The organism is Actinopolymorpha sp. B11F2, assembly GCF_040195635.1.
GTDB lineage: Bacteria > Actinomycetota > Actinomycetes > Propionibacteriales > Actinopolymorphaceae > Thermasporomyces.
Genome location: NZ_JBEFTX010000002.1, coordinates 464,171 through 477,047 on the forward strand (window position 1 = coordinate 464,171; position 12,877 = coordinate 477,047).

The following is a 12,877-nucleotide window of genomic DNA, read 5'->3' on the forward strand; positions in this document are numbered from 1 at the left end:
CACCGAGCGCGACCTACACCGAGCGCGACCTACACCGAGCGGTGGTACGAACGAAACGCCCGCGTGGCAAGGAATCCGAGCGCTCCCGCGAACACCGCCAGGTACCCACAGTGCAGGAGCACCGCGCCCCACTCCGGATCGGCCGACAACGCCCCACGACTGGCTGTGGCCGCCCAGTCGACGGGATTGAAGGTGGCCGCCCGCTGGATCCACGCCGGCGCGATCTCCTTCGCCATCAGCGTCGAGGACAGGAACGACATCGGCAGCACCAGGAACTGCGACGCCGCGATGAGCGACTCGCGCCGGCGCACGAGCAACGCGACCGCGCTGGAGAACGAACCGAAGCCCACGGCGAGCAACACCGCGACGCAGACGGTCACGGCCACCCCGGCCACCCCACCTGGGTAGCGCGCACCCATCGCCAGGCCGATGCCGACGACGATGAGCACCTGGATCGCGAGGCTGGCCGCGAGATGGGCCATCTTGCCGGCGAGGATTGCGCCCCTGCTGGTCGGCGAGACGAGGAACCGGTTCATGACGCCGCGTTCCATGTCGTCGATCAGGCCCATGCCCGTCCACGCACTCGTGAAAAGCGCCGTCATGACGACGATCCCGGGCGTCATGAAGGTGATGTACGAACCGCCGGCGAATCCTGGAATCTCCACGACCCGCTTGAAGAGTTGGCCGAACAGCAGCAGCCACACAAGGGGCTGGACCAGCGACACCGCGATGTACAGCGGCTGCCGCAGCAGTGCCCGGATCTCCCGAAGGGTGAGGTTTCCGGCCTGGACGAACGTGGCAGCCATGGGGGCACTCATCGGCCGACCTCCTCGGTGTGGCGCGTGGCGGTTCCGTTGCTCAGCTGGCCGTCCCGCTCGTCGAACCGCCGTCCTGCGTACCTCAGGTACACGTCGTCTAGCGACGGTCGGGCGACAGTGACCGACGCGACGCCGACCCCGGTCGCTTCGAGGGTGGCGAGAACGGCAGGCACCGACCGTGCCCCATGATCGGCCCGCGCGCGGACGCTGGCACCGTCCACGCTGATCTCGCGGATGCCGTCGAGGCGGCCGAGGGCGGCGGCGATCTCGATGTCAACCGCGGGTTGCGCAAACTCGACCAGGATCGCGTCGCCGCGCAGCTCACTCTTCAGGCGTTCGGGGCTGTCCTGGGCCACGATCGCGCCGCGGTCCACGATCGCCACCTCGTGGGCGAGCTGGTCGGCCTCGTCCAGGTAGTGCGTCGTCAGCAGAATGGTCAGTCCGTCGTCGCTCGCCAATCGGCTGATCTCCTTCCACATGTCGGCGCGCGCGTGCGGGTCGAGGCCGGTGGTCGGCTCGTCGAGGAACAGAACCTTCGGTGTATGGACGAGGGCGAGCGCGACGTCAAGCTTGCGTTGCATCCCACCTGAGTACGTACGCGCCGGCCGATGTGCGGCGTCACCGAGCCCGAACCGTTCCAGGAGTGCACGAGCCAGGGTTCTGAGGCGTTTGCGTGGTACGCCGTACAACCGCCCCTGCAGGTAGAGGTTCTCGCTCCCTGTCGCCTCGGGATCGAACTGCGGCTTCTGCGAGACGTAGCCGATCGACCGGCGTACGGCGTCGGGGTGCCGAAGCACGTCGTGACCGGCGACTGTGGCGGTTCCGGCGTCCGGTCGGGTCAGCGTGGTGAGGATCTTGACGGTCGTCGACTTGCCGGCGCCGTTCGGGCCGAGCAGCGCGAAGACCGTGCCGGCTCCGACCGAAACGCTCAGGCCGGTCAGAGCGCGAACCTTTCCGGCGTAGGTCTTGGACAGATCGCGGGCCTCGATGGCGAAGCCGTCTCGGCTCGGCGGTGCCCCGCCGGGCGGGGACGTGGTAGTTGTGCTGGACATGCGGTGGTGAACCTCCCATGGGACTACCTACTGGGACGGTCCGGTCCGGCGAGCGGTCCTCGCGGGTGGGCACGTGAGACACGGCCTAAGGTGGGAAGTGCGGTCTTCGGGTCGCGAGGGTTCGTTCGTACGGACCGGAACGATGCGGAGATCTCGGCCCTGGCCCAGGTGTTGCCGCACCTGTGCCAGGGCCTTCGTGTGTTGGCGCTGCTCTGGTCTCAGACGCTCTTGAGCCTCCCTTTCCGGCCGGAGGCCTTCCGTTGTGGGACGTCGGCGGTCGTGTCCTTGTCTGCACCGCCCACACCCCGTGTGTCACTGCCTCGTGTGTCGTCGGCCGGTACGTCGCGGGCCGGGTCGGCGAGGTCGGGCGGGGTGTCATCGGTGTGGAACGCCCGCCAATCTGCGAGGCCGTCGAACGAACCGTCGCGGATCTCGCCGACGAGCTTCCTGGTCCAGTGCAGGTCGGTCTCGAGATGGGTGCGTACGTAGTCCCACTCGATCCAGAACAAGCGCGGCAGCGACGGCGCGCTGGCCTTCAGGATGGCCTCGGAGGAAGCGAGGGAGTGCTCGAGCTGGACGCAGCGCTGGTCGAGCAGGTCGACCACCTCTTCGGGCGGGAGGCCCGGGAGAAGGGAGAGTCCGGCCTCGAACTGTGAGAACTCCTTCACGGGAATGGCCAGGAGCTCGGCCAGCCAGTCCTCGAACTCGGCTCGGCCGGCGCTGGTCGCGCCGTAGACCGTGCGTTCGGGCCGTCGGCCGTCGCGGACCGTCTTCTGCGGCTCGATCAGGCCATGGGCCACCAGTTTGTCGACGACCGAGTAGAGCGAGCCGTAGTTGAGCTTGATGCTGCCTTCCTTGTTGCGTTCCCGGAGCGTGCGCGACATCTCGTACGGATGCATGGGGCGCTCGAGCAGCAGGGACAGCACGGCGAGGGCGAGGGGGTTGGACACCTTGCGCCTCGTCATCCGGTCCTCCTTGCCTCGGGCCCGGTCCTCGGGGCCGTGCCGGTGCGGTGGTGGGTCAGTCGCGGCGCGCGGTGGGCCGTGGAGGTGGCCGACCGCCTCTTCGCCCTGGTTGCACCGAATACTCTGCATCGAGTATTCGGGCGAGGTCATTCGATGTCAAGGCATCTGGCGACGCCGCGGCCGTGATCATGCGTGACGAATGGCAGCTTCTCGGCTCGGCAACCAGCCATTCGTGACACCTGATCATGAAACGGCCGAGCGATAGCGTCGGGCAGCCGGACCCGAGGCTTCAGAGCCAGCCGTTGCGCTTGAAGTAGCGGTGCAACGTCACACAGATGACGAGCGTCACCAGCAGGACCGCCGGATAGCCGAACCGCGAATCTGCCCCTGGTAGGTGGGTGAAGTTCATGCCGTAGATCCCCGCGATCATCGTCGGCACCGCCAGGATCGCCACCCACGCCGAGATCTTCCGCATGTCCTCGTTCTCGGCGACCGTGAGTTGAGCAAGGCTCGCCTGCAGGATCGACGTCAACAACTCGTCGAAGGCGGCGACCTGCTCGCGGACCCGGGTGAGGTGGTCCTCGACGTCGCGGAAGTACTCCCTGATGTCCGGCGCCACCAACCGCAGCGGCCGCTCGGCAAGGTGGCGCAACGGAACGGTCAACGGTGCGACGGCCCGCTTGAGCTCGAGGACCTGCCGCTTGAGCTGGTAGACCCGGCCGACGTCACGGGCGCCACGCGCCGAGAAGACCGAGATCTCCAGCTCGTCGATGTCGTCCTGCAACCGGTCGACGGCTGCCAGGTAGTCGTCGACCACCCGGTCGGCCACGGCGTGGAGCACGGTGGACGGACCGTGCGCCAGGTGCTCGGGGTTGTCCTGGAGTTGGCGGCGTACCTGGCCCAGGTCACTGTGTTCACCGTGGCGGACCGTCACCACGAACTCCGCACCGACGAACGCCATCACCTCACCGGTCTCCACCAGTTCGCCGGATGTGGCGACCTGGCCCTGTGGTGCGTAGCGCACGGTCTTGAACACCGCGAACAGGGAGTCGTCGTAGCGTTCGAGCTTCGGTCGCTGGTGCGCGGTCACCGCATCCTCGACCGCCAGGGGATGCAGGTCGAACTCGTCGGCGAGGCCGGCCAGCTGGCTCTCGGTCGGCTCGAAGAGACCGATCCAGACGAAGCCGCCACCCTGCCGTGCCCGGCGTACCCCCTCGGCGTACGACGTGACGTCATCCTGCCGCTTGCCGTCGCGGTAGAACGCCCAGTCGACGATCGCCTGTTCGGGACTGGTCGTCGTCGCCCCCGCGTCAGCGGACGGCACGACGAGCCGGTCGGGCAGGGATCGGCGGCGGATCGCACGCATCATCGCGCGGGCGCGGCGCCCTGCGAGCACGGCGTTTCGGGCGGGACGGACAGATGTGCTCGATGCTGCCATGGTCGACTGACCTCCTCGTCGGCGGAAACGGCAATGAAGGCGCCCACGATGTGAACGTGGGCGGCGGAGGTCCTCCGAGGCCGCTCTGGACCAGACGAGATCGAACCGGGCTCGTGTCGACGGTCAGCCTCGGGCGGATGTCAGGGCGTCGACCGCCTGCTAGCGCGCGAGCTCAGATCGGCGTCGGAGGACGCTGGTACTGCAGGGATAGGCAGGTTTCACCTGCGACCACCTCCTCGACGCCGGGCCCTCGCAAGGGCAAAGCCAGCCGCGACCTCGGCCTTGGCCGGAATGATCACGCATGGGTGATCATTCCCCACGACTGGTGGCGAATTCACCAAGCATCGTGGGGAATTGCCAACCTTGCCTGATGATTGACTTCGAGAGTCATAACAACCGGGCGATGTCGCGACAAGACGACGCGAACCGCGGCCAGTTTACCAGCGGCAAAACCGCCGATCTTGCGCATCGCCCGCAACAGGTGGGGCATCCTCGAAGGAGAACACTTCAGCTGCCGACGACGAACCGCGACTGGTCGATCTTGCGCGTACGGGCAAAGACGGCCCGCGGACCGGTGAGACCTTCGAGAGGAAGGTGTCCACGATGGCTGCTCCGCTTCCCGAGCCGCCCAGCGGCCTCAAGGTCGGGTCGTACCCCAATTACGCGGACGCGCAACGCGCGGTCGACTACCTGTCGGACAACAAGTTCCCGGTCGAGAACGTCACGATCGTGGGCAGCGACCTGCGGTTGGTCGAGCGAGTGACGGGCCGTCTCACTCAGGGCCGCGCCATCGCCGTCGGCGCCGGCGCCGGCGCGTGGTGGGGGCTCTTCGTCGGCATCCTGATAAGCCTGTTCGCCAGGACCGGGGGCAGCGCGCTCGCCCTGGTGATCACCGGAGTCGTGATCGGCGCGATCTTCGGCGTCATCTTCGGCTGGGTCGGCTACCGCGCGACGGGCGGCCACCGCGACTTCACCTCCCGTACGCAGGTGGTCGCGTCGACCTACGACCTCCTGTGCCAACCGCAGAAGGCGGAGGAAGCGCGCAACCTCCTCGCCAAGCTGGCCTTGCACACAGGCACCCTGTGACGAAGGAGCCAGCCGTACGCACTGCGAGCGCCGGATGACCCGCGGCCAGCCCGACCTGTGGGTGGCCAGGCATGGCGAGACCGAATGGAGTCGTACGCGCAAGCACACCAGCGTGACCGACCTGCCCCTCACCGCCGAAGGCGAACGCGCGGCGCGGGAGCTGCGGACCCGGTTGGCCGGTACGTCGTTCGACCTCGTCCTCACCAGTCCGCTCCTACGTGCCCGCGACACGGTCCAGCTGGCCGGCTTCGGGGACCGTGCTGAGGTCGATGCCGACGCCCACGAGTGGAGGTACGGCGAGTACGAAGGCCTGACCACCGCGCAGATTCAGCGGGACAGCCCTGGCTGGACCATCTGGACCCATCCGGTGCCTGGTGGGGAGAAGGCGTTGGAGGTGGCCGAGCGGGTGGACCGGATCATCGACCGGGTACGCACGGAAGCCGGCGAGCGCGCCCTGCTCTTCGCGCACGGCCACCTCCTGCGGGTCTTGGGAGCCCGCTGGATCGGTCAGCCCGCTGAGGCCGGCGCCCACCTGGTCCTCGACACCACGACTGTGAGCGTGCTCGGCTGGGAACGCGACACTCCCGCCATCCTGAGCTGGAACGCCTGACCCGCCGCATGCCGGACCTACGTGTTGGCGGCGACGAATGCCTGTGCCATCGCGACCGCGTCCGTGCGTAGCGCGGCTGGTTCGACGACGATGACGTCATTGCCGAGGGTACGGATCACGTCGAGGGCGTTGTCGGGATCTTCCACCACCAGTTCGACGTCGGACCAGCCCTCGGTGTCGGGCTCGGCGATGGTGCGGGACCGGGCCTGCACCCACTGGGCCCGAAGGAGTGCGTTGCCGCGGAGGCGGAGCTTCACCGCCATGCGGCCGAACGTCTCGGCGTACGCCGCCACCGCGTCCTGCCAGTGCCGCACAAGGTCGAAGTCGGCAGGACGGACGAAGCACTTCTCGGTCACGCTGAGACTGTGCAGGCGGGACACGCGGTAGGTCCGGATGGCGGTGCCGCGGAGGGCCAGCAGATACCAGGGGGTGCCCTTGCAGACCAGGCCGAGTGGCGCCAGTTCGATGGCCGATGTGGTCGTGCCGTAACGCACGAGGATCAGCCGGTCGGCCCAGATCGCCTGGTGCAGTTCGGGAAGCAGCGGTTCGGCCAGCGCCTCCTGTCCCCAGGGCACCAGGTCGACATGAACCCGCTGCCGTGCGTGCTCGGCACGTTCCCGAGCGGTCTGCGGGATCGCCGCGAGCAGCTTGCGTTGGGTCGCGGTCGCGACCTCGCTGAGGCCCAGTGCGGCCGCCGCGGCCGGCACGCCGGTGAGGAACAGCGACTCGGCCTCGTCGGCCGTGAGCCCGGTCAGCCGGGTGCGGTAGCCGTCGAGAAGGCGGTAGCCGCCGTCGTTGCCGGGCTCGCCGACCAGGGGGATACCGGCGGCGTTCAACGACTCGACGTCGCGGTAGATCGTACGTACGGACACTTCGAGGGTTTTCGCCAGCTCCTCCGCTGTCATCCGGCCCCTGGCCTGGAGCAGCAGGACGACGGAGATCAGTCGGCTTGCCCGCACGCGCCCCAGTGTGCAGTACGCCACGGACGCTCTGAACCTCCGCCGGCCCACCACCCGGGTGGTCCGGGGGAGGTGCACGCTCGCGGCAACCGTCAGAAGTTCCAGGCGAGGAACTCGAACTGCTCAGGCACCATCCGCCGCCAGTAGCCGGCCGTGTGCGCCCCCGGCTGGAACCCGCCCGCCGGCCGCGTCGGCAGGCCGTCGACGAACGCCTGCGTCGCGTCGACGAACGGATCGTCGCGCCCGCAGTCGACCCGGATCCGGATGTCCTCGAACGCCGACGGGTCGGCGAAGACGTCATGGGCCCGGAAGTCGGTCTCGCCGTCGAACGCACCTTCGGGCACCTCGGCGTAGTCCTGCCACAACGCCGGACTCGACACCACGACAGTCGCGATCCGGTCGGGGTGCCGCTCGGCCAGGAGCAGGGCACCGTAGCCGCCCATCGACCAGCCGATCAGGCCGATGCGTTCGGTACGCAGGCCGCGAGCGGCAAGCTGGGGGAGGAGTTCGGTGAGGATCATCGCCTGCGAATCGCGGCCGTCGCGGCGGCGATGCCAGAAGCTGTCCGGTCCGCCGTCGACCGAGACGACGACGAAGGGCGTGGGCCACGCGGCGACCGCGGCCGCGAGGTACCGGTCGAGGCCGAGTTCGTCGAACGCGAACCGGTGGTCACCACCCCGGCCGTGCAGGGCGAGGACGACGGGGAGCCGGGCGTCGGTGGGTACGCCGGGAGGGTACGCAATCGACCATCGCACCAGGTCGCCCTTGCACGCGCGGGAGGCGTACTCCTTGTCGACCCGGGGACCTGGTCTGACATGGGGGATGACGCCGTCCTCGCCGGTGAGTCCCAGCGCGGTGTGGAGGTAGACGCGGCCGGGGAGCATGCGGGCCTCGACGAGGCCGACACCGGCGGTGCCGGCCGCGAGGAACCCCGCGCCGGCGGTGAGGAACGAGCGGCGACTCGAAAGCATGCGGGCCATCGTGGCATGCGTACCGTGCCGGCGATCAAGGCCTGTGAGGACCGGATCTGTACGTGATCTGTACACCTCGCGGCGTCCACCCTTGACCTGCGCCGTCTCAGGGAGGAACGTCGTACGCATGAAGGGCGATCCAGTTTGCCCGAGATGTCAAGGATCCTTGCGTGCCCCGTCGCCGTGGGACACGAACTGGAACTGCGGGGCGCACGGACCGGTACCCCCGTTGCGTCCGTTCAGTCAACCCTCGGCGGCTTTCGTACGCTGGTTGGCCTCGCGGTCGCGGCTCCCGATCTGGTTGCCGTGGCCGATTCCCCACGGATGGGTCATCACCGGCGTCGGCCACGCCGGCAGCGAGGTCGAAGGCGTCCGCGCCACGGTCGTCGCATGCAGCGGGCCGAACCCACTCGGCGGGCCCGGGGAGCTGCTGCTGGTGGCCGAGGAGATGGGCATCGGGTTGGGCGCGAGCTATGCCGGACTGTCGGGTGCGGACCCGGGCGACGCGTTCGGTGACGGCGCTCCGCAGGCGAAGGTCCAGGCCGGTGGCCGGCCGACGCCGCTGTGGTTCGTCCGCGGGCCTGCTGATCGCGCTGTCTACGCGGGTGAGGCGGAGGGCTTCTGGTTGTGGCTGGTCTTCCACCCCGAGACCGCCGGGGCGCTACTGCTCGAACCGTTCAGCCTCGCGGACATGGGCACCTTGGGGCGCGAGGTCGATCTGCTTCCTTACGGCGCCCTGACGCCTCGCCTCGGCGGCTCCTGAATCCCTGGGTGGGTACGCCCTAAGGTGTGCCAGATTGTTCGCACGCCTCTCGGGAGCCCTCGGTGCGCATCGACCTGCACACGCACTCACGCTGCTCGGACGGTACCGATTCGCCGGGCGTCCTCGTCGACCACGCGGCGGCGGCCGGGATCGATGTCCTGGCGCTGACCGATCACGACACGTTCGCCGGGTGGGACGAGGCGCGCGCGGAGGCCGAGCGCCGCCGGATCGGGCTCGTGGTGGGCGCCGAGGTGTCGTGCCGCCTGGCCGCTACGAGTGTGCACATGCTGGCCTACCTACCCGATCCGGGCGAGCCGGAGCTGCAGGCCATGCTGGAACGCGTGCGCGAAGGGCGCAACGCCCGGGTTCCGCTGATCCTCGAACGCCTGCGTGCCGTGGGGGTCGTACTCGACGTCGCCGACGTGGCCGCCCAGTCGCGGGAGGCGACGTCGCTCGGACGGCCACACGTGGCCGACGCGTTGGTGGCGGCTGGTCATGTCGCGAACCGGCGGGAGGCGTTCGACCGCTGGCTGAGCGAGGGAAAGCCGGCGTACATCACGAGGTACGCACCGGAACCGGCCGAAGTGGTCACCCTGATCATCGCGGCCGGCGGAGCACCCGTGCTGGCGCATCCGCGCGGGCGGGCCAGCCGCAAGGTGCTGAGCGACGATGTGATCGCCTCCCTCGCCGACGCGGGCCTGGCCGGTGTCGAGGTGGACCATCACGACCACGACGACGCCGTACGCAGGGCCTTGCGCGGGCTCGCAGGCGACCTCGACCTCGTGGTCACCGGGTCCAGCGACCATCACGGGACCGGCAAGGACGGCCACGAACTGGGCAGCTGCACCACCAGTGAAGGTGAGTTCCTGCGCCTGCTCGACCGCGCGCGGGTCAACGCCGAGCGGTCGGGACGGGTGGTACCGCAGCCCTACCTGCCGTGACGTCCCTCTCCGTTCCACCTGTCACCGCCCTTGTCGCGTGGGTCGCTGTGCGAGGGGGCGAGGGCGGGTTGTGGGTGGTCGTTGGCAGGATGGCCTGCATGGGGGCACGACAACAGCAGTTGGGCTTCGAGGCCATGCCGCGCCGGCTCTTCCGAGCGACGCCGACCAGGCTGCTCGGTTGGCTGGACTGTCCGCGGCGTTACCGCTTCACCTACCTGGAGCGACCCACCCCGCCGAAGGGTCCGCCGTGGGCGCACAACAGCGTGGGTGCGAGCGTCCACACCGCGTTGGCCTCCTGGTGGCGGCTGCCGGTGCATGGGCGTACCCCCGATGCAGCGGGCAAGATCCTGCAACGGGTCTGGATCGACGAGGGCTTCCGAGACTCGGCTCAGAGCGACCGTTGGTGCGACTACGCCCGCCGGATGGTGGAGCACTATGTCACCGGCCTCGACCCCTGCGACGAGCCGATCGGGGTCGAACGCACGGTTGCCGTGACCACGCCGTCGCTGGCGCTGTCCGGCCGGATCGACCGCGTGGACGCCCGCCCGGTGAGCAAACCCGGCGACCAACGCGACACTCCCGGGGACCAACGCGACGCTGCCGACGAACAAGGCGACACTCCCGGCGACCAAGGCGACCCTGCCGGCGAACCGCCCGGCGATCCCGGAGAGGTCGAGCTCGTCGTCGTCGACTACAAGACCGGTCGCCGCAGCCTCACTACGGCCGACGCGCGGAGTTCACTCGCGCTCGCCGTCTACGCCGCCGCGACTGCACGCACCCTCCACCGCCGCTGCCGGCGCGTCGAGCTGCATCATCTTCCGACCGGCACTGTCGTGTGGTGGGAGCACAGCGCCGAGTCGCTCACCCGCCACATCGCTCGGGCCGACGGGATCGGGGCCGAAGCGGCCGAAGCCGAAGCCGCTTACGCACAAGGGCTTTCGCCGGCTGAGTGTGAGCGAACCTTTCCGCCGATGCCAGGGCCGCAGTGCGCATGGTGCGACTTCTCGGCCCACTGTCCCGAGGGACGTTCGGCATACCCGAGCAACCGGCCGTGGGACGGTCTCGACACGGCTGTGGGCTGACGGGGTCGGCAACGGCTCGCCGGGTAGGGATTTGCCGCTTACGGTAGGAACCATGGATCTGCTTCGCCTGCTGGCAGAGCCGCGCAAGCTGCTCGGTGGGCTGACCATCGCGTTCACGGCGCTCGCCATGCTCTGGGTGTTCGGTCAATACGACGGACGCCTGCCGGCGGCGACCGCGTTGCTGATACCCATCGTGGTGCTGAGCGTCCTCGCGTGGCAGAAGGACCGTGCACTGCGGGGATGGCTCTATCTGCTGGCTGCGTGGGCGTGCGGCTTCATCGCCTACGGCGCGCTGTATCCAGGTTGATGACCACGCCGACGGGACCCGCGTCTGGCGGTGGAGCGCCAATCGCGGGCAGATCCCGGCCGACGACCGGATCCGGAGTCAGGTGCGCGGAGCGGACCCGATCCAGTCGGAACCACCGCACGGCGTCGCGACGCAGGCACCATCCGACGAGGTACCAGTGGTCACCGGTGTGCGTCAGCTCCAGGGGTTCGACGCGGCGCCGGGTCGACTCGCCCTTCGCGTCGACGTAGTCCAGGACCACGACGCGCTGCTGGCGCAGAGCCTCGTCGATGACACGTGGTGCGGGTGCGGACTCGGTGGCGGGGCGCTGCGTACGGCCGAGTAGTTTCACCACCTCGTGGCGCGACTCCATGTCCAACACGGCGGCGATTTTCTTGAGTGCGGCGGCACCGTCGGGGGCGATCAGGGCTTCGGAGTTGGCCGCGAGCGCCGCAGCAACCGCCATCGCCTGTGCATGAGTGAATTTCACCGGAGGCAACGTGTCCTCGGCCTCGAGGACGTAACCACCGCTGGGCCCGTTTCGTGCCCTGATCGGAGTGCCTGCCTGCTGGATGGCGGTGACGTCGCGCTTGATGGTGCTGACGCTCACCGCGAACCGCTCGGCGAGATGCTGCGAACTGCACCCTCTCGGCCCGGCGCGGCGCAGTTCCTCGGTCAGGGCGTGGAGACGATCTGTCCGGTTCACCCGACAACAGTGGCACAAGGTGCCGACAGAACCGGCGACATGCGGGGCGCCACGGGGTTCCGTTTTGGACCTGTTGGACTGTGCGTACGCATGAAGCACCCATGGGACGGACTCCTCCAGGAGTAGCTGCTCGGCTGGTGCAACAGCGGTCCGCGTGCCCGCATGCAACACAACGCTGGTTCGATCCCGCAGTCCTCGTCCCAGCGCGGTCCCCGATCGATCTCGAGTGGAGATACCACTACGCTGTGATCCCCAGCAGTCGAAGCCAGGTCCCGTCGAAGCCAGCGCGGATGGACGAGGTCGAAAGCTGGTCATTTACCCCAATACGATGGGGGCGGCCCGCACTGGGGTCGTCTGACCTAGCCTGTTGATAGCTCACGGCTGGACTGCTCGCACGCAGCGTGAGGAGGATCGTCGATGAGGCACGCCGCCCGCCGGTCACGCCGGTTGGGACACCGCCGAATCCTCTCGGCGGGCCTCTCGGTCCTCACCCTCACGGTCGCTCTGCTCGGCGCGACGGGTCTCATCCCGGTCGGCACGACCATCGTGCAGCCCGCCGCCGATACCGTGCAGGACAGTCAGCGCGATCTGGCGGATCGGGCAGGCGGTCCCCTCCGAAAGGCTCCGGACCCGACACCGCATAGCGGGACGAGTCCTACAGCGAAGGCATGGACCGCTTCACCGGCCCCCACGACGTCACGGCCAGACGCCCTCCCCGTCGGCAGCGGTACCGGCACCCGTGTCGTCTATGCCCTGAAGGCCAACCGGGTCTGGTTGGTCAAGGGAGACGACACCGTCCTACGCAGCTATCTCGTGTCAGGGACGAAGTACGGCCAGGTCGAGCCCGGCAGGTACCAAGTCATCCGCAAGCGCCGCAACACGACCAGCTATCACGGCACCGAGCGGATGGAATACATGGTGACGTTCACCTTCGGCGAGAACGCCGCGATCGGGTTTCATGACATCCCGATCAGCATCGCGACCGGCGAGCCGGTACAGACCCTTCGTCAACTCGGGCAGTCCTTGTCCGATGGATGCGTACGCCAGGCACGACCCGACGCCAAGGCCCTGTGGGACTTCGCGCCGACGGGGACTCCCGTCGTCGTCCTGGCGTGAGCGGCGGCCGGACCGCATCAACCTGCGCGTAGGCCTTGAGCTTCGGCACCGCCATCGGTGCGGAACATGAGGTTGGAGCGGCAC

At 68.8% G+C, this 12,877-nt stretch carries 14 protein-coding genes; 7 read left to right on the forward strand and 7 right to left on the reverse strand.

Annotation, left to right across the window (positions count from 1 at the left end):
- Positions 1-29 precede the first annotated feature (29 nt).
- The 4 genes from ABN034_RS05995 to ABN034_RS06010 all read right to left on the reverse strand — a co-directional run bounded on the left by ABN034_RS05995 (position 30) and on the right by ABN034_RS06010 (position 4,273).
- Positions 30-818, reverse strand: a complete 789-nt coding sequence (locus tag ABN034_RS05995; protein WP_349689969.1) for an ABC transporter permease — start codon at positions 816-818, stop codon at positions 30-32.
- Entirely contained in the window at positions 815-1,870 is a 1,056-nt protein-coding gene (locus ABN034_RS06000) for an ATP-binding cassette domain-containing protein (RefSeq protein ID WP_349689970.1), read from the reverse strand. The genes ABN034_RS05995 and ABN034_RS06000 overlap by 4 nt, the downstream gene beginning before the upstream one ends.
- Before the next feature lie 218 nt (positions 1,871-2,088).
- Positions 2,089-2,835 carry a PadR family transcriptional regulator gene (locus ABN034_RS06005; protein ID WP_349689971.1) on the reverse strand — a complete coding sequence of 249 codons (747 nt, stop codon included), beginning with the start codon at positions 2,833-2,835 and terminating at the stop codon, positions 2,089-2,091.
- Positions 2,836-3,124: 289 nt separating this feature from the next.
- Positions 3,125-4,273: a magnesium and cobalt transport protein CorA gene (locus ABN034_RS06010; protein ID WP_349689972.1), complete on the reverse strand. Its 1,149-nt coding sequence runs from the start codon at positions 4,271-4,273 to the stop codon at positions 3,125-3,127.
- A 603-nt stretch (positions 4,274-4,876) separates the two neighbouring features.
- On the opposite strand from ABN034_RS06010, the gene ABN034_RS06015 reads away from it, so the two are divergent.
- Together ABN034_RS06015 and ABN034_RS06020 are read left to right on the forward strand one after the other, a co-directional pair.
- A complete protein-coding gene (locus ABN034_RS06015) occupies positions 4,877-5,359 on the forward strand; it encodes a YflT domain-containing protein (protein WP_349689973.1) in 483 nt (160 codons plus the stop codon).
- A 34-nt stretch (positions 5,360-5,393) separates the two neighbouring features.
- Positions 5,394-5,969 carry a histidine phosphatase family protein gene (locus ABN034_RS06020; RefSeq protein WP_349689974.1) on the forward strand — a complete coding sequence of 192 codons (576 nt, stop codon included), beginning with the start codon at positions 5,394-5,396 and terminating at the stop codon, positions 5,967-5,969.
- A gap of 17 nt (positions 5,970-5,986) precedes the next feature.
- On the opposite strand, the gene ABN034_RS06025 is transcribed toward ABN034_RS06020, so the two are convergent.
- Together ABN034_RS06025 and ABN034_RS06030 are read right to left on the reverse strand one after the other, a co-directional pair.
- Positions 5,987-6,928 (reverse strand): helix-turn-helix transcriptional regulator, encoded by a 942-nt coding sequence (locus ABN034_RS06025; RefSeq protein ID WP_349689975.1) that lies wholly within the window; start codon positions 6,926-6,928, stop codon positions 5,987-5,989.
- 92 nt (positions 6,929-7,020) lie between these two features.
- On the reverse strand, positions 7,021-7,899 hold the full coding sequence (locus tag ABN034_RS06030) for an alpha/beta hydrolase (protein WP_349689976.1): 879 nt from the start codon (positions 7,897-7,899) through the stop codon (positions 7,021-7,023).
- Between the two features lie 127 nt (positions 7,900-8,026).
- Between ABN034_RS06030 and ABN034_RS06035 the strand changes: the two genes are divergently transcribed.
- From ABN034_RS06035 to ABN034_RS06050, 4 genes are all read left to right on the forward strand, one after another.
- Positions 8,027-8,662, forward strand: coding sequence for a DUF6758 family protein (locus tag ABN034_RS06035; RefSeq protein ID WP_349689977.1), 636 nt, complete (start codon positions 8,027-8,029; stop codon positions 8,660-8,662).
- A 62-nt stretch (positions 8,663-8,724) separates the two neighbouring features.
- The gene (locus ABN034_RS06040) at positions 8,725-9,603 is read left to right on the forward strand and encodes a PHP domain-containing protein (protein WP_349689978.1); all 879 of its coding nucleotides are present in this window, start codon (positions 8,725-8,727) and stop codon (positions 9,601-9,603) included.
- A 98-nt stretch (positions 9,604-9,701) separates the two neighbouring features.
- Complete coding sequence (locus ABN034_RS06045; protein WP_349689979.1) at positions 9,702-10,685, forward strand: RecB family exonuclease; 984 nt, start codon at positions 9,702-9,704, stop codon at positions 10,683-10,685.
- Between the two features lie 52 nt (positions 10,686-10,737).
- Complete coding sequence (locus ABN034_RS06050; RefSeq protein WP_349329827.1) at positions 10,738-10,992, forward strand: hypothetical protein; 255 nt, start codon at positions 10,738-10,740, stop codon at positions 10,990-10,992.
- Here ABN034_RS06050 and ABN034_RS06055 read toward each other — a convergent pair.
- Complete coding sequence (locus ABN034_RS06055; protein WP_349689980.1) at positions 10,961-11,677, reverse strand: helix-turn-helix transcriptional regulator; 717 nt, start codon at positions 11,675-11,677, stop codon at positions 10,961-10,963. The two genes, ABN034_RS06050 and ABN034_RS06055, sit on opposite strands and share 32 nt — an antisense overlap.
- A gap of 417 nt (positions 11,678-12,094) precedes the next feature.
- Between ABN034_RS06055 and ABN034_RS06060 the strand changes: the two genes are divergently transcribed.
- Positions 12,095-12,793, forward strand: a complete 699-nt coding sequence (locus ABN034_RS06060; RefSeq protein WP_349689981.1) for a L,D-transpeptidase — start codon at positions 12,095-12,097, stop codon at positions 12,791-12,793.
- Positions 12,794-12,877 lie beyond the last annotated feature (84 nt).